This window comes from Sphingopyxis sp. Geo48, assembly GCF_949769155.1.
GTDB lineage: Bacteria > Pseudomonadota > Alphaproteobacteria > Sphingomonadales > Sphingomonadaceae > Sphingopyxis.
On record NZ_CATKPA010000002.1, the window covers coordinates 678,635 to 697,359 of the forward strand.

Below are 18,725 nucleotides of genomic sequence, written 5' to 3' on the forward strand. Positions count from 1 at the left end.
AGGCCAAGGTGGCAACCGAAACCCCAACCGATCTGGCAGAAGCGACCGGCGCTGACGTCGTGACGCGCTTCGCCCCCTCACCGACCGGCTATCTCCATATCGGCGGCGCGCGCACGGCGCTGTTCAACTGGCTGTTCGCGCGCCACCACGGCGGCAAATTCCTGCTCCGCATCGAGGATACCGACCGCGCACGCTCGACCGACGCCGCGATCGACGCGATCCTCGATGGGATGCGGTGGCTCGACCTCGATTGGGACGGCGAGACCGTCTATCAATTCGCGCGCGCGCCGCGTCATGCCGAGGTTGCGCACGATCTGCTTGCGAGGGGCGAGGCCTATCGCTGCTACCTGACGCAGGACGAACTCGCCGCGATGCGGGCCGAGGCGCAGGAGAAGCGCATTCCTTTCCGTGTCCGCAGCCCATGGCGCGACCGCGAGGACGGCGATCCGGCGGTCCCGCACGTCATCCGGCTGCGCGCACCACAGGAGGGAGAGGTGACGATCCACGACCGCGTGCAGGGCGCGGTTACCGTCCAGAATGCCGAGCTCGACGACTTCATCCTGCTCCGCAGCGACGGCACGCCGACCTACATGCTCAGCGTCGTCGTCGATGACAATGACATGGGGATCACCCACGTCATCCGCGGCGACGACCATCTCAACAATGCCTTCCGCCAGCTCGCGCTGCTCCGCGCGATGAACTGGCGCGAGCCGATCTATGCCCATGTGCCGCTGATCCACGGCGCCGACGGCGCGAAGCTGTCGAAGCGCCACGGCGCGCTTGGCGTCGACGCCTATCGCGACGAGCTTGGCTATCTGCCCGAGGCTATCAACAACTATCTCCTCCGCCTCGGCTGGGGGCATGGCGACGCCGAGATCATCAGCCGGGAGCAGGCGGTCGAATGGTTCGACCTCGCCAATGTCGGCCGCTCGCCGTCGCGTTTCGACTTCAAGAAGCTCGAAAATCTCAACGGCCACTATATCCGCGAAGCCGATGACGCCCGCCTCGCCGGCCTTGTTGCGCCGCGTGTCGAAACGCTCGTCGGCCGTGCGCTCGGCGATGCCGACCTTGCGCTGCTCACCCGCGCGATGGAGTCGCTGAAGCCGCGCGCGAAGACCCTCGACGAAGTCGCCGAAGGCGCGCTTTTCCTTTTTGAAAACCTGCCGCTGGCGGTGGACGAAAAGGCGGCGCAGGTGCTAAGGGACGCTCCGGAGGGAGTGCTCGCGAGCGTCACCGAAAAGCTGCGCGGCCTGAACGGCTGGACTGGCGAAGATATCGAGGCGGCGGTTCGCGCGACAAGCGAGTCGGCCGGAGTCGGGCTCGGCAAACTCGCGCAGCCGCTGCGCGCCGCGCTCACCGGGCGAACGGTGTCGCCGGGGATTTTTGACGTCTTGCTCCTGCTCGGCCGTGATGCGAGCCTGGCGCGACTTGACGCAGCGCACAATTATCCGGCAGGGGCGTAACGCAACGTCTCCCGCCCTAGCATCAGGGGAAGAAAATGACCGATACTGCAAAGATCACCCTGGGCGACACCACCGTCGAGAATCCCGTGCTCAAGGGCACGGTCGGCCCCGATGTCGTCGATATCCGCAAATTCTACGCCCAGACCGGCGCCTTCACCTATGATCCGGGCTTTACCTCGACCGCGAGTTGCGAGTCGCAGATCACCTACATCGACGGCGACGAGGGCGTGCTCCTCCACCGCGGCTATGCGATCGGCGACCTCGCCGAAAATTCCAGCTTCATGGAAGTCTGCTACCTGCTGCTCAACGGCGAGTTGCCGAACGCGCAGGAACTCAGCGATTTCGACAATACGATCACGCGCCACACGATGCTGCACGAGCAGCTCGCGACCTTCTACCGCGGCTTCCGTCGCGACGCGCACCCGATGGCCGTCATGTGCGGCGTCGTTGGCGCGCTCTCGGCCTTCTATCACGACTCGACCGAGATTCACGACCCGTACCAGCGCATGGTCGCGAGCCACCGGCTGATCGCGAAGATGCCGACGATCGCGGCGATGGCGTATAAATATTCGATCGGTCAGCCCTTCGTCTATCCGCGCAACGACCTCAGCTACACCGGCAATTTCCTCCGCATGACCTTCGGCGTTCCCGCCGAGGAATATGAGGTGGTTCCCGCCGTCGAGCGGGCGCTCGACCGCATCTTCATCCTTCATGCCGATCACGAACAGAACGCGTCGACCTCGACCGTCCGCCTCGCGGGCTCGTCGGGCGCCAATCCCTTCGCGTGCATCGCGGCGGGCATTGCTTGCCTGTGGGGCCCCGCGCATGGCGGCGCGAACGAAGCGGCGCTCAACATGCTGCGCGAAATCGGTCGTCCGGAACGCATTCCCGAATATATCGCGCGCGCGAAGGACAAGGATGATCCGTTTCGCCTGATGGGCTTCGGCCACCGCGTGTACAAAAACTACGACCCGCGTGCGACCGTGATGCAAAAGACGGTGCGCGAGGTATTCGACGCGCTCAAGGTCAACGACCCGGTGTTCGAGGTCGCGCTGCAGCTCGAGGAAATGGCGCTCAACGACAGCTATTTCGTCGAGAAGAAGCTGTTCCCGAACGTCGACTTCTATTCGGGGGTGATCCTCTCGGCGATCGGCTTCCCGACGACGATGTTCACTGCGCTGTTCGCGCTCGCCCGCACCGTCGGCTGGGTCGCGCAGTGGAACGAGATGATCTCGGACCCAGCGCAGAAGATCGGCCGTCCCCGTCAGCTCTACACCGGCCCGACGCACCGTCCGTACGTGCCGGTCGACCAGCGCTAGGCGCGGTCAGGTCAACGGCAATAGCAAAAGGGGCCGTTTTGCGGCCCCTTTTTCGTAAGCGAATAGCGGGCAACGGTCGGTTGCGGTCGTTCGCCGACTCTCCCCTTCATGCCGGATTTGGTCCGGCGTCGATGGGGCTAGTTCGCCTGGTGCTTGCGAAAGATGTCCGCGAGCATCCGGAACTCATCGGCGCGCGGACTGCCCTTGCGCCAGACGAGCGCGATGGTGCGCCAGTCGTGATCCGAATCGAGCGGGCGCGTGTCGATGTCGGTGTGATCGAGGATCCCCGCCTCGATCGCCATCTGCGGCAGCATCGTGATGCCGAGGCCGTTGTCGACCATCTGGACGAGCGTGTGGAGCGATGTGCCCATCATGCGGGCGCCGGCGCGCAGTTCGGGGCGGTTGCACGCGGCGAGCGCGTGATCCTTCAGGCAATGGCCGTCCTCGAGCATCAGCATCTGCGCGGGGTCGAGCTGGTCGGCGCTGACCATCGCTGGGAGATCCTCGGCCTGGTCGCCCGGGAAGGCGACGAACAGCGCGTCGTCGAACAATTTCTCGCTCTCGACGTCGCCGCAGGCATAGGGGAGCGCGAGGAGGACGCAATCGACCATGCCGTGGTGGAGCGACTCGCACGCCTGCGCGCTAGGTTCCTCGCGGAGAAACAGCTTGAGCGAAGGGCGTTCCTTGCGAAGGCGCGGAAGCAGGCCGGGAAGCAGAAAGGGCGCGATCGTGGGGATCACGCTCATGCGCAGCTCGCCGACCAGCGGGGCAGCGGCAGCCGCCGCCATATCGGCCAGTTCCTCGGCCTCGCGCAGCACGCGATGCGCCTTGTCGACGATCGCATTGCCGAGCGTGGTGAAGCGGACGACGCGGCGGGTGCGCTCGACGAGCGTCTGACCGAGAAGGGTCTCAAGCTCGCGTATCCCCGCCGACAGCGTCGACTGCGTCACGTTACACGCGTCAGCGGCACGTCCGAAATGGCCGTGCTCATGGAGCGCGACGAGATATTGCATCTGCTTCAGCGAGGGGAGGTAGTTGTGCATTGATCGGATATAGCCATGGATTTTTCATTTTTGAACAGTTTGCTCGATATATATATTCGCGACCGTATTGGTGGCGTTTTCCGCTGGCGCGCGACGTCCTGTGCTAGCTAAGTCGCAGGACGGAGGGCTTTATGGCGGTTTCGCGATTCCTGATCGGCGGCGTGGCAAGCGCGCTGCTGCTGACCGGCGGGCTCTTCTTGTGGAAGGGCTACAGCCAGATCGCCGAGGAGGAGGAGGAGCTGCCTGAACCGCCGCCAGCCTTGCCTGCGATCCCGGTCGCGGGAGCAGGTGCGCCGAAGCGCGGACCAGCACCGCCCGAACTGCCCGCCGCGAAAGAGGCGTCGCGCGAAGAGCGGCGCTTCAACCGCTTCGATCGCGACCGGAACAACAGGATCAGTCGCGTCGAACTGATGTCGGCGCGCACGGCAGGATTTCGCAAGCTCGACCAGGATGGCAACAATCTGCTGACCTTCGAGGAATGGGCGGCGGCGACGGGCGAGCGCTTCGCGGGGGCCGATGCCGACAAGTCCGGCGACCTGACACGCGCCGAGTTCGCAACGACCGCGCCGAAGCGGGCCCCGAAGGCGAAGTGCAGCTGCTGAGAAGATAGGGCTCGGGCGTAGTGTCTGGAGTCGACCGAAAGCTGCCCTATCCTGCATCGTCTCTTTCATCGTCACCCTGAACTTGTTTCAGGGTCCATGGTCTGCCGTTTCCTTCGGCGCGGCGCCGGATGCAAGGCCCGGCCATGGATGCTGAAACAAGTTCAGCATGACGAGAATTGAAAGGCTGGAAACCACCCCAAAGCCGCCATTCCGACGTCTCAGCCGCCGCAGCCCGCGCCTAGGCCGCAACGCCGTCCGCGACCTTCATCCACTCCGCCAGCGCCTCGCCCGCGCGCCGGGTGTAGCCAAGTTTTCGGTCTTTCTTGCGGACATCCTCGGCGAGCGGCGGGAAAAGGCCGAAATTGACGTTCATGGGCTGGTAGGATGCGGCGTCGGCGCCGCCGGTGATGTGGCCGAGCAGCGCCCCGAGCGCGGTTTCGGGTGGCGGCGCCGCAAGCGTGCGGCCGCCAAGCTCGGCGATGGCGAAGCGCGCGGCGACGAGGCCGATCGCGGCGCTTTCGACATAGCCTTCGCAGCCGGTAATCTGCCCGGCAAAGCGGATGTGCGGCGCCGATTTCAGGCGAAGCTGGCCGTCGAGCAATTCGGGCGATCGGATGAAGCTGTTGCGATGCAGGCCGCCGAGGCGCGCGAACTCGGCCTTTTCGAGGCCGGGGATGGTGCGGAACAGCTCGACCTGCGCGCCATGCTTGAGCTTGGTCTGGAAGCCGACCATGTTCCAGAGCGTGCCGAGCGCATTGTCCTGCCGCAACTGGACCACCGCATAGGGCCATCGCCCGGTGCGCGGATTGTCGAGGCCGACGCCCTTCATCGGGCCGAAGCGCAGCGTTTCGACGCCGCGCTCGGCCATCACCTCGATCGGCATGCAGCCTTCAAAGTAAGGCGTGTCCTTCTCCCAATCCTTGAAGTCGGTCTTGTCGCCGTCGATCAGCCCCTGGACGAAGGCGTGATACTGGTCCTTGTCCATCGGGCAGTTGATATAGTCCTTGCCGTCGCCGATTGGCCCTACCTTGTCCCAGCGGCTCGCCATCCATGCGACGTCCATGTCGATGCTGTCGCGGTAGACGATCGGCGCGATGGCGTCGAAGAAGGCGAGCGCATCCTTGCCCGTCGCGGCGCCGATGCTTTCCGCGAGGCCAGCCGCGGTGAGCGGGCCGGTGGCGACGATCGTCAGACCTTCGCTCGGCAGCGTGTCGATGCGTTCGCGGACGATGGCGATATTGGGATGTTCGGAAAGCGCCCTGGTGACGCCGCCCGAGAAGAGGTCGCGGTCGACCGCGAGCGCCGACCCCGCAGGCACCTTGGTGGCGTCGGCCTCGCGCATGATGATCGAGCCGAGCGTGCGCATCTCGCGGTGGAGCAGGCCGACGGCGTTGCTGTCGCCGTCATCGCTGCGGAAGCTGTTCGAGCAGACCATCTCGGCGAACGTGTCGCCCTGATGCGCCGGGGTCATGTCGCCGCCCCCGCGCATTTCGGAAAGGCGTACGCGATAGCCCGCCTCGGCAAGCTGCCAGGCGGCTTCGGAGCCCGCGAGGCCGCCGCCGATGATGTGAATGTCGTGAGCCATTTACGCTATCCGTTGACTTGTACTTGATGCGCCGCGCACTAGGCCGGTTGCGGGCAAGATGCAAAGGGGACGGGATGAGCGGGCAGCACGGTCGGGATCGGGCGCGGTGGCTTTGGTGGCTGGCGTTGGCCGGCGGCATCAGTTTCATGATAGCGGTGGTGCAGCGGCTCGAGGGTCCCCCGATCTGGGCGTGGAAAACGACAGGGGTCGCATTTCTGGCGCTGTGGGCGGCGGCGAATGCGCGCGAGCGCAGCGGCTGGCTGATCGCGGCGGCGCTTGGCTTCGGCGCGCTCGGCGACTGGATGCTCGATGCCAGGGGGCTGATCGCGGGAGCGGCAGCATTCGCCGTCGGGCATCTGATCGCGATCATCCTGTATCTGACCAATAGGCGGGCGCGGACCACGCCGTCGCAGCGGCTGCTCGGTTGGCTGACGATCCCCGCCACACTGACGATCGTTTGGGCGATGCTGAGCCCTGCGCCGGGCTGGTGGCACGCCGCCGCCTATTCGCTGTTCGTCGCCGCAATGGCGGCGGCGGCCTGGACGAGCCGCTTTCCGCGGTATCGTACCGGGATCGGCGCGATGATGTTCCTCGCGAGCGACCTGTTCATCTTCGCGGGCGAAGGCGAAGTGCTGCCAAAAGACGTCACTATGTGGCTCGTCTGGCCGCTCTATTTTGCGGGGCAGGCGCTGATTGCTTGGGGCGTGGTGCGCACGCTGGGCAAGGAATAGGATCAGGAAGGCGGCGCGGCATCACCGACGAGCAGCGCCTCGATATCCGAAATCGGGCGGTCGGTCATTTCCTTGACATGCTCGCCCGCGATCCGGCTCCGCACCTCCTTGTGCCACAGCGGTCGAAGCTCGCCCATCGTGCGCGCTGGCGCGACGACGACGAGATCGTGGAATTCGCCCGCAAGGGCCATCGCGTTGACCTTTTCGCTGAGGTCGCGCGCGAAGCGGTCCTCTTCCTGCTGATGGAAATCGGGCTCCTCCATCGTGTCCTGAGACGCTCCGGCGCCCGAGGGGCGGGCCGAGCGGCCCGCGGCATCGGTCTTGATGTCGCCGTCCTTGCGATCCGCGCGCTCGCGATGCGATGCGGTGCGCAGGTCGATCTGCTGCTCGTCGCCGCGATTGCGCAGAAACAACGCCTTGCGGCCGTCGGCGACGAGGACGAGCGTGTCGTGGGGGACTGTCATGCCAAGGCTCCTTTTCGGAAAGTCCAACACATGGAACCGAGACTAAGTTTCGCCAATCGGTGATGTTCCTTAGGCGCGTGAACGGCGCGGCGCCGCGCAACGACGTCATCCTGCGGTTCGGCCGGTCGCTCGGTTCAGGAGGTTGGCGATTTTGCAACCGGGCTGCTTCGTAATTGGCTCTGCAATCGATGCGCCGGAGGATAGGCTCTTGAACGTAAGATCCTTTTTCGTGCTGGGGGCCGTTATGACGGCGAGCTCGTCGGCTTATGCCATCCCGTCCAGGCCGCCCTTTATGACGCCCAAGAAAGCGAGCGCCGAGCAGAGCAACTACACCTACCGACAGAGGCTGGAGGCGCTGCGCAGCAAGGTGATCGCAACGCAGGCCCGCGACGCCGGTGTGTTTACCGACGCGCATCGCGCGGTGCTGCAGGACAGGCTCCACCGGATTCACACCGATTTTCGGCGCTAGGTGCGCGACGTCGATATGCATTCGGTGTCCGCGGACGGCCGACGCCTTCCGTAATCTTCACGTCTTGCCGGACGCCCCGTCCCACGCCGCGATCGTCGTGCGATGAAGCAGGCGGTCGTGGCCGTCGTAGCCGCCGGTCGCGCGGTGGAGGACCGAGCGATTGTCCCACATGACAAGCATATCGGGCTCCCATTCGTGGGAGTAGCGAAACTCCTCGCGCCCTTGCCACTGGATGAGCTCGTAGAGCAGAGGAAGCCCCTCGCTGTCGTCGAGCCCGTCGAAACCGATGATGTAGCCCGCGCAGCCGAACAGGCCGAGGCGGCCGGTTTCGGGATGCGTGCGGACGAAGGGATGGAGTTGGGTCTCCAGCGCCGCGTCGTCCGAGCGGATGTCCATGCTGCGGCCCCCCGGGCCCTTTGGGTCGTTCGCGCCGTACATGCCGGTCGGCGCATAGCCGTTGCGTGCGCTGTGGATGGCCTGCAGCCCCTCGACGCGCGCGCGCAATTCGGCCGGCATCGCGTCGAGCGCGGCGTGCTGGTTCGAAAATTCGGTGTTGCCGCCGACGGGCGGAATGGTGATGCCGTAAAGGCAGGTGCCCGCGGGTGGGCGCTCCTGGAAACTCCAGTCGCTATGCCAGTTTTCGGCGAAGAGCGGCGCGGTCTCGTCGGCACGGCGCTTTACCGCGATGATATGATCGTGGCCGGGGATCGGGCGGATGAAAGGATCGTCGCCGAAGCCGCCGAAATAGCCCGTAAAGCGCTCGAGATCCTCCGCACTCAACTTCTGGTCGGGGAAGGACAGGACATGATGGTCGAGCCATGCGGCGCGAATTTCGGCCACGGTTCCGGCATCGAGCGGCTTCGTCAGGTCGACGCCGGTCACGCGGGCACCGCACGCCTGACCGCTGGGGGCGATGGTCAAGGTCATGCGCCGATGCTGCGCCGAATGGCGCGCGGGGTCAATCGGGCGCGGCAGGATGCCCCGAAAGTTCGTCGAGCCGATTCTCGCAGGCGCGCGGGGCGTCGGCAATTCATCCACGCGCCATCTTCGCCGCTCTACCTTGACGGCGTCGGGGGACAGGATGGAGAAAACAGATGTTCGGGTTCAGGAATATGGCGTTGGCTGCGCTCATTGGCGCCAGTGCCTTTCCCGCGTTGCCCGCCGAAGCGGACGCGCACGACCGGCACCACCGCCACGGCTATCACGGCCACCGCGACCATGATCGCTATGGCGATTACCGGCGCGACTACCGCAGGGATTATCGCCGCAACGACTATCGCGACCGCCGCTATTATTGCCGGCGCGGCAGCGGCACGACAGGCCTGATCGTCGGTGGCGCCGCGGGCGCCTTGCTCGGCCGCGAGGTCGATCGCTATGGCGACCGCGTTCCCGGCACGATCATCGGCGGTGCCGCCGGTGCGCTGATCGGACGCGAGATCGATCGCGGCGATCGCCGCTGCTGATCGAGGGTGAGGTCCGGCTGGCACTTGCGCCGCTTAACCGAGGTTGCAGCGGTCCAAGTGTCGGCGGATCGGCACCGGCGTGATTGCGGTCGGCAAATAACGCGGTAGAGTGATCACCCCGGTGGGGCATGATCCCGCAGTTGAAGGTGGAGACCGCAAATGAAAATCGCGACGAAACTGGCGTTTGCGGCCAGCCTCGGCCTTGCTGCCCTGATCCTTCCCGGGCAGGGCATCGCGGCGCTGCAGCAGGGCGCGAAAGCGCCCGATTTTACGCTGAATGCGGCGCAGGCGGGCAAGGAATTCCGCCTGTCGCTGAGACAGACGCTGCGGAACGGGCCGGTCGTGCTCTATTTCTTTCCCGCCGCCTTCACCCCCGGCTGCACGGTTGAGGCGCATCTGTTTGCGGAAGCGAACAGCCAGTTCAACCAGCTGGGCGCGCGGGTGATCGGCGTGACTGCGGGCAATATTCACCGCGTCGCCGAGTTTTCGCGGTCGGAGTGCCGCGACAAATTTGCCATCGCGGCCGACCCCGGCGCGAAGGTCGCGGCGCAATATGATGCAACGATGCAGGGCGCCGACGGGAAGCCGCTCTCCAATCGCACATCCTATGTGATCGCGCCGAACGGGACGATCCTGCTGAGCTACAGCGACAGCAAGCCGCAGGCGCATATCGAAAAGACGATGGCTGCCGTTCGCGCGTGGAATGCGAAGCGCAACTGAACCTGCTGCGACCGGGTTTCGACAACAGTCGCCTTCGGCGGATCGCTGCCATGGCGGATGTGATCCCCGGCTTTCTCAGGCGATCGCGCAGGAAATTGTCCGCCTTCACCCCGAAGCTGTCATCGCCTTCAAAAAGGCCTTTCCTACATTATTCCGCTGTGCCAGCCTTCACCCGGTCGGACAAATGCGGCCGCGGCCCGGTTTGCGGGTGCGGCTGCCATGCGGCGTGCGCGAAGCGTTCGGCAATTTTCCCGGTCCCGGCGGGCGATGCAATGGGCTGAACTTTCCTGAACTTTGAAAGTCCGCCCCGCAACGATCGAGGAAGACATCTGAGCTCCCCGCCACGACATCGCCAATCGCGGCGCCTTCAATCCCGCGCCGGCAAACTCAGCGTAAATCTGGCCCCCTGCCCGGGCGCGCTGTCGACGGTCAGGTCGCCATCCATCGCGCGCGCCAGGCGGCGCGCAATATAAAGGCCGAGCCCCGACCCCCCGCTATCGGTGCGCCCCAATCGTTCGAACTTCTCGAACACGACATCCTGCTGTTCGGCCGAAATGCCCTGCCCCTGATCGGCTACGGTCACCATCGCGCGGTTGCCCTCGCGATCGACGCGGATCCATATCTGCGAATTGTCGGGCGAATAGCGGATCGCGTTGCCAAGCAGGTTCAACAGTACTTGCAGCACGCGCCGGAATTCGCCGGTCGCCGGCATCTTGTCGTCGACGCGCGGCGCGTCGATGCGAATGCCCTTTTCTTCCGCCTTCATGCCGAGCAGGCCGACGGCGCGGCGCGCCAGGTCGCCAAGGTCGATCTGGTCGGCGGCCGCCTTGAACCCCGGACGCTCGATATTCTGGAGGTCGGCCAGATCATCGACGAGCCCGAGCAGGTGCCGTCCCGCGTGCGCGATATCGCCGGCATAGCGCGCATAGTCGGCGCGGATCGGCCCGTCGAACTGCCCATGGATCGTCTCGGCGGTCGCAATGATGCGGCTCAACGGACCGCGCAGCGCACCATCGATCCGCCGTCCGAATTGCGGATCGGACAGTGGCAGCGATCCAAAGGCCGGATCGGGCGGTGGCGCCGGATATTCGCCGGCGTCCGTATCGGCCGGCCCCCTCACCGCGACGCCGCGAAAGCCGGTCAGCCGCCCTGTTGCGTCGAACAGGGGTTCGGCCGCCAGCGTCATCGTAACCGTGCCTTGTTCGGCCTCGACACGCACGCGTTGCCCGTCGAACCGGGTCTGCCCCGCGAGCGCGCGCAGCACCGGGAACCGGCCTTGCTCGTCGGGCTGGAGCTCGAACAACTCGGACAGCGACCGTCCCTCCCAGTCGGCCGGGATCGGCAGCGCATCGCCGTCGGCGTGCAAGGTCAGCAGGCGAAGCCGCTGATCGCATTCCCATGTCCACCCGTCGGCCGACGCCATGCCCGCGCCGTCAGCCGGCGCCTCGGGAAGCAGGATCGGCCGCGTACGCCAGTCGCTGATTTCAAGATTTGCGCCCTCCCCATCGGGCAGGACGCGAACGAGCGCATGAATGTCGCTATGATCGTCAGCGGCATAGAGCGGCCGCGAAATGTCGCGCTGCAGCCGCTGCGCCAGCGCAACGAGCCGCGCGAGATTGGGCAGCGCAAGCGGCTGGCCGATCGCCGCCCCCGCGCGCTGTTGCAGGCGCAGCAGCGGCGCGTCGGCGCTCACCAACCTGCCCGCGCTATCGACGCGGCCGCGAACGATCCGCTCGTTCATCCGCGCGTCTCGACCGTGCGCGATGGCAGCGCGGCGAGCGATGCTTCAAGCGGGGCAAGCGATGCGCGGTCCAGGCTAAGCGGAGCCAGAAGCGCTGGCAAAGCGGCCGCCTCCGCGCTCGTCAACGCAAGCGCCATGTCGGCAAAGGATCGGCGGCTCGCGGCCGCCGCCAGCGCGACGAGCGCCAGCCAGTCGTGGCGATCGATCGCACTCGCCGCGGCCCCTTCGATCGCTGCCCCCTCGCCCAGCGCGGCCAGATATTGCCGCGCCGCTACGTCGATCCCCGGGATCGCCGCACGATATTCGACGACCTTGCGCACCGCTTCACCCAGGCCAGCCGCCAATTGGCCATCTTTCCCTGCCTGCACCATCCGCCAGGCAGCGATGTCGAGCAGCAGCGCACGCAGGAGTTCGGGCTCGACGTCTTCAAGCGCAATCCGGGGACTTCCACGGCCGTCGGCACGCCGGCGGTCGGCAATCCGCAGCGCCAGATAGGCGCGGTCGGCCTCGGGCGTCGTGTCGATCGTCTCGGGCGCGGGCGGCCCGTCACCGTCCACCGGAACCACGACGGGGGCAGCGATCCGCCGCGCCGAATGCTCGCGCCAGCGATGTTCCTCGGCGCGTGCGAAACAGGCAGCGGCGAGTCGCGGGGCAGTCGGCAAGCCGCTTTCCAGCCAGTCGCGCCACAGCGCGCCGACGTCGATGTCCGCCGACAGTTCGCGCGCCGCATCCTCGACCAGCCGGCGCGCGATGCCGAGGGACAGCGCTCGCTGCTCCTCGGTCAGCCGCCCCGCGGCGGGCGCCGCCAGGAAATCGGCCAGCTCGCGCAGGCGCGCCGACAGCGTCGGCGACGGCGGGTCGATGCCGGGCGAGGGAAAGAAGTCAGCCATGCACGCTCGCGATAGCAGCATGTCGTTAATAGGCCTTAAACCTTGGCGAGCTTGGCTTTACCGCGCTTCCGGCCGCCGTGCGAGCCGCATCCACAGCATGATCTGGAACAGGGCGAGCAAGGGCAGGATTGCGAACATCAGCGGCGCGAAACCGAAGATCAGCGCGGGCACCAGCATGATCCACGCTTGGTCGGCGTCGGGGAGCAACCAGTGGAAGCGGCGTTTGTCACCCGAATCCTCATACAAGGTCCGCGCGAGCATGATGATCGCGGCGAGGCAGGGTGCGAGCGCGGCTTGCGAAAAGGGCGGCATCCGATGCTCCGGGCCTGCCAAGGCGAGCAGCCAGGGAAACAGCCCCAGCAGGACGAGCGCAAAGGTGCGGATGGCATTGCGCACGCGGTCCTGCGTCACGCTCTGCGCGCGAAAGGCGGCGAGGAACCGCATCGTGGCGAGGCCAAGCCCGCCGAACAGCGCGACCAGCGCGCCCGCGGCCGCGAGACCATTCGCCGCAAGCAGCCCGACGGAGACCCACAAAAGCGCCGTGATATAAGGCATATAGCGTGCGACTTTCGCGGATCGCACGAGTAGCGGCCCGGCCAGCCGCACGATCGGCATCATGATCGCCGATCGCCCCAGCCCCATCCCGCCATATTCGACCTGCTGCAGGCTCGATTGCTCGATCAGCGCCGCGGTCGGGCGGTCAATAACGACCGCGATCTCGCCCTGCTCGAACAGCGCGGGCTCGCAGTAGAGCCGCCGCGATCCCGCCTGCACTGCGAGCCGCAGCAGCGTCAGCATCATGTCCCACTCGCCCGGCATCGCCGCGAGTTCGGCAACCATCGGCTGCGAGATGGCGGCCAGCCCGCCCCAGCGCCGCGTCGCGTCGATCCGCTCGAACGCCTGCGTCAGCACCGTGTCGCCGGTGACGAGGATCGCCGGCGAACCGGGCTTGGCGATCGCGGCATAATGGGTCCCGCTCGCGCGCAGTCCGTCGGCGACGAGGATGATCCGGTCGTCGCTCTCGACGATCGCGACCAGATCCGCAGCTGCGCGCACAGGCGTCACCTTGATTCCGCGCCGCTGGATGCGGTCGCACGTCGCGATAAGGTCCGCAGGCACCGCCGCGACCACGACAGCGATATGCGTCACCCCGACATCGGCGAGCCGCGCCGCCTGCCGCTCGATCAGCGTCTCGCCAGCCACGGTGACGAGCGCCCGCAAGCCGCCGTCGGGCAGCATTTCGCTCGCGCCGACCAGCGCGATCAGGGCCACCGACACCCCCCTGGCAGTCTCATGGTCATCGGCCCGCAGCTTTAGGGGAGGACGCGCGATTGGCAAGCCTGCAGCGAGGCCGATTCCTCTGCTCGCCCATCCTTCAGAAGGCCCGGTTCTGGGCGGCGGTGCCGGACGGAGAGGCGACATCCCGGCCGTCGCCGGCATAACTGGAGTTCGGATGGCATGACGTCATTCTAGAATAAAGAAAACGCTCCACTTTCCCGGTTCCCGTCCACGCCCGAAGCCCAGCAAAAAATATCCCGAAAAATGACCGAATCGCTGGCCTTTCCTGCCCCCATCGGCTAGTCCGATTTTATCTCCCGATAAGCAGAAAAAAGGCCGGGCTTTGACCGAAGAAAATACGCCTATGCAACCGTCGGACGACGGTGTTTCGCCGATCAACATCGTCGACGAAATGAAGACTTCCTACCTCGATTACGCGATGAGCGTGATCGTCAGCCGGGCGCTTCCCGATGTACGCGACGGCCTGAAGCCGGTCCACCGCCGTATCCTCTACGCGGCGCAGGAAGGCGGCTTTGTTCCCGGCCGCCCGTACAAGAAATCGGCGAAGATCGTCGGCGACGTCATGGGTAACTATCACCCGCACGGTGACAGCGCGATTTACGACGCGCTCGCGCGCATGACGCAGGACTGGTCGCTGCGCGTGCCGTTGATCGACGGTCAGGGCAATTTCGGTTCGATGGACCCCGATCCGCCGGCGTCGATGCGTTATACGGAAGCACGGCTGGCCAAGACCGCTATGGTGCTGCTGAACGACCTCGACAAGGACACGGTCGACTTCCAGCCCAACTATGACGCAAGCCGCGAAGAGCCGACGGTCCTTCCCGCGCGCTTCCCGAACCTGCTCGTCAATGGCGCGGGCGGCATCGCGGTCGGTATGGCGACGAACATTCCGCCGCACAATCTCGGCGAAGTCATCGACGCGACGCTTGCAACGATCGACAACCCCTCGATCTCACTCGAGGATCTGATGGCGATCGTTCCCGGCCCCGACTTTCCGACCGGCGCGCTGATGCTCGGCCAGGGCGGCGCCCGCAACGCCTATTTGACCGGTCGCGGCTCGATCATGATGCGCTCGACGCACATCATTGAGGAAGGCAGGAACGATCGCCAATCGATAGTATTGACTTCGATTCCGTACCAGGTCGGCAAGTCGGGTCTCGTCGAGAAAATTGCCGAAGCCGCACGCGACAAGCGGATCGAGGGCGTCGCCGATATTCGCGACGAATCGAACCGCGAGGGCGTCCGCGTCGTCATCGAACTGAAGCGCGATGCCACCGCCGACGTCGTGCTCAACCAGCTTTGGCGCCACACCCCGGCACAGTCGAGCTTCCCAGCGAACATGCTCGCGATCCGTGGCGGCCGTCCCGAAATGCTCGGGCTCAAGGACATTCTCTCGGCCTTCATCACCTTCCGCGAGGAAGTGATCACGCGCCGCTGCAAGTTCGAACTCGCCAAGGCGCGCGACCGTGCACATATCTTGCTGGGGCTCGTCGTCGCGGTCAGCAATCTCGACGAAGTCGTCCGCATAATCCGCGGCTCGCCCTCGCCCGCTGCCGCCCGCGAGGCGTTGCTAGCGCGCGAATGGCCGATCGGCGAGATCGCACCCTACATCCGACTCGTCGAAGCGATCGAGGGCGAGATGGAGGAGAGCGCCACCTATCGACTGTCGGAGACACAGGTGAAGGCGATCCTCGACCTCCGCCTCCATCGCCTGACCGCGCTCGGACGCGACGAAATCGGCAAGGAACTTGGCGAGTTGGCGACCGAGATTGAGGAACTTCTTTCGATCCTCGCGGACCGCGAAAAGCTCTATGCGGTGATGCGCGAAGAACTCGTCGCGGTGCGCGACGAATTCGCGACGCCGCGCAAGACGCTGGTCGCCCCCGCCGCCGACGGCATCGACGATGAAGATCTGATCGAGCGCGAGGAGATGGTCGTGACCGTCACCCTCGACGGCTATATCAAGCGCACCCCGCTCGAGACCTTCCGCGCCCAGCGCCGCGGCGGCAAGGGCCGCGCCGGCATGGCGACGAAGGACGAGGATGTCGTCACCAACCTGTTCGTCACCTCGACGCACACGCCGGTGCTCTTCTTCTCGACCGCAGGCAAGGTCTACCGCATGAAAGTGTGGCGCCTGCCCGAGGGCGGACCCGCAACGCGCGGCCGCCCGATGATCAACCTGCTGCCGCTCGCGCAGGGCGAGACGATCTCGACCGTGCTCCCGCTGCCCGAGGATGAGGGCGAATGGGGCAAGCTGCACGTCATGTTCGCAACCGCGAAGGGCAATGTGCGCCGCAACAGCATGGACGCCTTCACCAACGTGCCATCGAACGGCAAGATCGCGATGAAGTTCGAGGGCGAGGACGAAGACGACCGGCTTATCGGTGTCGCGCTGCTCGACGAGAGCGACGACGTGTTGCTCGCGACGCGCCAGGGCAAGGCGATCCGGTTTGCCGGTGACGATGTGCGCGAATTCCAGAGCCGCAATTCGACCGGCGTGCGCGGTATGCGTCTCGCCGATGGCGATGAAGTCATCTCGCTCTCGATCCTGCACAAGGTCGGGACGACCAGCGAGGAACGCGAAGCCTATCTCCGCGCCGCGCCGTGGAAGGACAATGAGAACGAACCGACGCTCGATGGCGAACGGATGGCCGAACTCGCCAGCCGCGAGGAGTTCATCCTCACCGTCTGCGCCAATGGCTATGGCAAGCTGTCGTCGGCCTATGAATATCGTCGCACCGGCCGCGGTGGCCAGGGAATCACCAACATCGACAATATCGGCCGCAACGGCCCGGTCGTCGCCAGCTTCCCCGCGACGCAGGCGCACCAGCTGATGCTCGTGACCGATCAGGCGAAGCTCATCCGCATGGGCCTCGACAGCCTGCGCGTCATCGGCCGCGGCAGCGCCGGCGTGCGGCTGTTCGACGTCGCGGCCAACGAACATGTCGTCTCGGCCGCGCTGATCGAGGACAGCGACGAGGAAGAAAGCGAAGGCGTGGAAACCGCCGCCGAAGCCCCGGCCAGCGAAGCCCCCTCAGAATGACGACGCCCGCGACGGCCTTCAAAGTGCTCACCGCGCAGCAATGGACCGATTTCGAGCGCGAGCGGGTATTTCGCGGCGCGCCAGTGGATATCGCCGACGGCTATATCCATCTGTCGACTGCGGAGCAGCTCGAGGCGACGATCGAGAAATATTTCGCCGGCCAAAGCGGCCTCATGATCGCCGAGGTGGACCTCCTCCTCCTCGGCGACGCCGTTCGCTGGGAACCGGCGCGCGGCGGCGACCTGTTCCCGCACATCTACGCCGAACTGCCGATCCACGCGGTCGTGAGCCTGCAGAGGCGGGACTAGATTCCGCCGCTGGTCGCGCGCCCGTCGCGACGAGGCTGGTTTTGGATGTCCGCTTTGGGATAGAGAGCGGACATCAAAAAGCCGTCATGCTGGCTGCGGCGACGGCCTCGCTGTTCCAGCATCCATGGGTTGAGCTCTCATCGGGCGCTAAGCGCTCGGCCTCTCCGTCAGCGCAGCGGGCTTGCAGCCCCGATCGCAGTCGATGGGGAGGATCATGAGATCAGCTCCCTACCCAAAAGCAGTCTTTAGCCTACCGTGGCGCTAATCCCACCGTTCCGCGCGGCCATGATCGCCATCGCGCGGCTCGACCCACGCAACGCGCCCGTCGGCAAACGTCTCGCGCTTCCACAGCATCACATCAGTCTTCAGCCGGTCGATCAGAAACTCGGTGGCGGCCAGCGCCTCTGCACGATGCGCGCTGCTCGCCAGCACCAGCACGATCGTCTCGCCCGTTGCCATTCCGCCGACGCGGTGGACCAGCGTCAGCGCGGATAGCGACCAGCGATCGGCCGCGACATGCGCGAGCTCAGCCAGCCCGGCTTCTGTGAGCGCGGGATGATGTTCGAGGAAAAGTTCGGCAAGCCCGTCGTCGCCGCGCACGCGTCCAACGAAGATCGCGCTTGCCCCATGTCCCCCCGCATCGTGAATATCGAGCTCGGCCGCGACATTGATCGCGTCGGTTTGGACCGCTACGCGGATCATCCTCCGGTCACCGGCGGAAATAGCGCGATCTCGTCGCCGATTGCCGCTTCCGGGCCGACCATCGTACCGCCAACCGCCGCACGAATGCGCCCTGGCTCGGCAAAGGCCAGCGCGCCGCGATCGTCGCGCGCGGCGAGCCAGCCGACCAGATCGGCGATGGTCGTGACATCGGCGGGAGGGTCGATCACTTCCCCGGCAACCCCCATCCGCTCGCGCACCCAGGCGAAGTAGCTGATAGTCAGCGTCACGCGCCTAGTCCATATGCTTCAGGCCGACGCGCAGATAATCCCAGCCGGTGATCAGCGTCAGCACCGCCGCACCCCACAGCGAGGCAAGTCCGACGATCTTGATCCACGCCATCGCGGGTAGCGCCCCGGCCAGAATCAGCGCACCGAAGGCAACGAGCTGAAATGTCGTCTTCCATTTCGCCAGCTGGGTGACCGGCATCGACACCTGCAGCGTCGCGAGAAATTCACGCAATCCAGACACGATGATCTCGCGCAGCAGGATCATCAGCGCCGCGATGACGTGATAACCGTCGATGTCGCGCGTAAAGACCAGCAGCAGGATAACGGCCGCGATCATGATCTTGTCGGCGATCGGATCGAGGAATGCGCCCAGTCGCGAGACGATCCCGCGCGAGCGCGCAACATAGCCGTCAAAATAATCGGTAATGCCCATCAGGCAATAGAGCCCGAAGGCCAGCGCATAGTCGATCGGCTTCGGCTGCAACGACCCCTCGACCACGCCCGGCCACAGGAGAAAAAGCAGGATGGGAACCGCCAGAATGCGCGACAGTGTCAGGATGTTGGGAAGGCTTAGCATGATCCCTGTCGGCGCGTCCGTTCTAGCTTTGCGGCCCAATTGGGCTTTGACCCCGCCT

The 18,725-nt window shown here is 65.7% G+C and carries 19 protein-coding genes; 9 read left to right on the forward strand and 10 right to left on the reverse strand.

Going from position 1 to position 18,725, the window contains the following annotated elements; translation table 11 throughout:
- Positions 1 to 8 precede the first annotated feature (8 nt).
- Both gltX and QOL79_RS10040 read left to right on the forward strand, forming a co-directional pair.
- Positions 9 to 1,463 carry a glutamate--tRNA ligase gene (gltX, locus tag QOL79_RS10035; RefSeq protein WP_283419513.1) on the forward strand — a complete coding sequence of 485 codons (1,455 nt, stop codon included), beginning with the start codon at positions 9 to 11 and terminating at the stop codon, positions 1,461 to 1,463.
- A gap of 35 nt (positions 1,464 to 1,498) precedes the next feature.
- Positions 1,499 to 2,782, forward strand: a complete 1,284-nt coding sequence (locus QOL79_RS10040) for a citrate synthase (protein ID WP_058456069.1) — start codon at positions 1,499 to 1,501, stop codon at positions 2,780 to 2,782.
- Between the two features lie 137 nt (positions 2,783 to 2,919).
- Here QOL79_RS10040 and QOL79_RS10045 read toward each other — a convergent pair whose 3' ends face one another.
- On the reverse strand, positions 2,920 to 3,825 hold the full coding sequence (locus QOL79_RS10045) for a hydrogen peroxide-inducible genes activator (RefSeq protein ID WP_058456068.1): 906 nt from the start codon (positions 3,823 to 3,825) through the stop codon (positions 2,920 to 2,922).
- Positions 3,826 to 3,956: 131 nt separating this feature from the next.
- Between QOL79_RS10045 and QOL79_RS10050 the strand changes: the two genes are divergently transcribed.
- Positions 3,957 to 4,427 carry an EF-hand domain-containing protein gene (locus tag QOL79_RS10050; protein ID WP_283419514.1) on the forward strand — a complete coding sequence of 157 codons (471 nt, stop codon included), beginning with the start codon at positions 3,957 to 3,959 and terminating at the stop codon, positions 4,425 to 4,427.
- 238 nt (positions 4,428 to 4,665) lie between these two features.
- On the opposite strand, the gene trmFO is transcribed toward QOL79_RS10050, so the two are convergent.
- Complete coding sequence (trmFO, locus tag QOL79_RS10055; RefSeq protein WP_283419515.1) at positions 4,666 to 6,012, reverse strand: methylenetetrahydrofolate--tRNA-(uracil(54)-C(5))-methyltransferase (FADH(2)-oxidizing) TrmFO; 1,347 nt, start codon at positions 6,010 to 6,012, stop codon at positions 4,666 to 4,668.
- A gap of 74 nt (positions 6,013 to 6,086) precedes the next feature.
- Between trmFO and QOL79_RS10060 the strand changes: the two genes are divergently transcribed.
- Positions 6,087 to 6,743, forward strand: a complete 657-nt coding sequence (locus QOL79_RS10060; RefSeq protein WP_058456065.1) for a lysoplasmalogenase — start codon at positions 6,087 to 6,089, stop codon at positions 6,741 to 6,743.
- Between the two features lie 2 nt (positions 6,744 to 6,745).
- Here QOL79_RS10060 and QOL79_RS10065 read toward each other — a convergent pair whose 3' ends face one another.
- Positions 6,746 to 7,207: a host attachment family protein gene (locus tag QOL79_RS10065; protein WP_058456064.1), complete on the reverse strand. Its 462-nt coding sequence runs from the start codon at positions 7,205 to 7,207 to the stop codon at positions 6,746 to 6,748.
- 292 nt (positions 7,208 to 7,499) lie between these two features.
- On the opposite strand from QOL79_RS10065, the gene QOL79_RS10070 reads away from it, so the two are divergent.
- Positions 7,500 to 7,676, forward strand: coding sequence for a hypothetical protein (locus QOL79_RS10070; protein WP_283419516.1), 177 nt, complete (start codon positions 7,500 to 7,502; stop codon positions 7,674 to 7,676).
- Between the two features lie 57 nt (positions 7,677 to 7,733).
- Here QOL79_RS10070 and QOL79_RS10075 read toward each other — a convergent pair whose 3' ends face one another.
- Positions 7,734 to 8,603, reverse strand: coding sequence for a TauD/TfdA dioxygenase family protein (locus QOL79_RS10075; RefSeq protein ID WP_058456197.1), 870 nt, complete (start codon positions 8,601 to 8,603; stop codon positions 7,734 to 7,736).
- A 185-nt stretch (positions 8,604 to 8,788) separates the two neighbouring features.
- On the opposite strand from QOL79_RS10075, the gene QOL79_RS10080 reads away from it, so the two are divergent.
- Positions 8,789 to 9,139: a glycine zipper 2TM domain-containing protein gene (locus tag QOL79_RS10080; protein WP_167541765.1), complete on the forward strand. Its 351-nt coding sequence runs from the start codon at positions 8,789 to 8,791 to the stop codon at positions 9,137 to 9,139.
- Positions 9,140 to 9,298: 159 nt separating this feature from the next.
- Positions 9,299 to 9,859, forward strand: a complete 561-nt coding sequence (locus tag QOL79_RS10085; protein WP_283419517.1) for a peroxiredoxin — start codon at positions 9,299 to 9,301, stop codon at positions 9,857 to 9,859.
- A 367-nt stretch (positions 9,860 to 10,226) separates the two neighbouring features.
- Here the strand turns inward: QOL79_RS10085 and QOL79_RS10090 are convergent, their stop codons facing one another.
- The 3 genes from QOL79_RS10090 to QOL79_RS10100 are packed head-to-tail and all read right to left on the reverse strand — an operon-like array spanning position 10,227 to position 13,762.
- Positions 10,227 to 11,600, reverse strand: a complete 1,374-nt coding sequence (locus QOL79_RS10090) for a sensor histidine kinase (protein ID WP_283419518.1) — start codon at positions 11,598 to 11,600, stop codon at positions 10,227 to 10,229.
- Entirely contained in the window at positions 11,597 to 12,490 is an 894-nt protein-coding gene (locus QOL79_RS10095; protein WP_283419519.1) for a hypothetical protein, read from the reverse strand. The genes QOL79_RS10090 and QOL79_RS10095 overlap by 4 nt, the downstream gene beginning before the upstream one ends.
- A 57-nt stretch (positions 12,491 to 12,547) precedes the next feature.
- Positions 12,548 to 13,762 (reverse strand): hypothetical protein, encoded by a 1,215-nt coding sequence (locus tag QOL79_RS10100; RefSeq protein WP_283419520.1) that lies wholly within the window; start codon positions 13,760 to 13,762, stop codon positions 12,548 to 12,550.
- Positions 13,763 to 14,132: 370 nt separating this feature from the next.
- Here QOL79_RS10100 and gyrA point away from each other — a divergent pair, with 370 nt between their 5' ends.
- Together gyrA and QOL79_RS10110 are read left to right on the forward strand one after the other, a co-directional pair.
- Positions 14,133 to 16,832, forward strand: coding sequence for a DNA gyrase subunit A (gene gyrA, locus QOL79_RS10105; RefSeq protein WP_283419521.1), 2,700 nt, complete (start codon positions 14,133 to 14,135; stop codon positions 16,830 to 16,832).
- Positions 16,829 to 17,140, forward strand: coding sequence for a DUF952 domain-containing protein (locus tag QOL79_RS10110; protein WP_058456057.1), 312 nt, complete (start codon positions 16,829 to 16,831; stop codon positions 17,138 to 17,140). Before gyrA ends, QOL79_RS10110 begins: the two co-directional genes overlap by 4 nt.
- Before the next feature lie 261 nt (positions 17,141 to 17,401).
- On the opposite strand, the gene QOL79_RS10115 is transcribed toward QOL79_RS10110, so the two are convergent.
- Genes QOL79_RS10115 through pgsA form a run of 3 tightly spaced genes read right to left on the reverse strand, consistent with a single transcriptional unit; the run spans position 17,402 to position 18,667 of the window.
- Positions 17,402 to 17,842, reverse strand: a complete 441-nt coding sequence (locus QOL79_RS10115; protein WP_058456056.1) for a molybdenum cofactor biosynthesis protein MoaE — start codon at positions 17,840 to 17,842, stop codon at positions 17,402 to 17,404.
- Complete coding sequence (locus tag QOL79_RS10120) at positions 17,839 to 18,090, reverse strand: MoaD/ThiS family protein (protein WP_197410137.1); 252 nt, start codon at positions 18,088 to 18,090, stop codon at positions 17,839 to 17,841. The genes QOL79_RS10115 and QOL79_RS10120 overlap by 4 nt, the downstream gene beginning before the upstream one ends.
- A 4-nt stretch (positions 18,091 to 18,094) precedes the next feature.
- Positions 18,095 to 18,667 (reverse strand): CDP-diacylglycerol--glycerol-3-phosphate 3-phosphatidyltransferase, encoded by a 573-nt coding sequence (pgsA, locus tag QOL79_RS10125; RefSeq protein ID WP_283419522.1) that lies wholly within the window; start codon positions 18,665 to 18,667, stop codon positions 18,095 to 18,097.
- Positions 18,668 to 18,725: the final 58 nt, after the last annotated feature.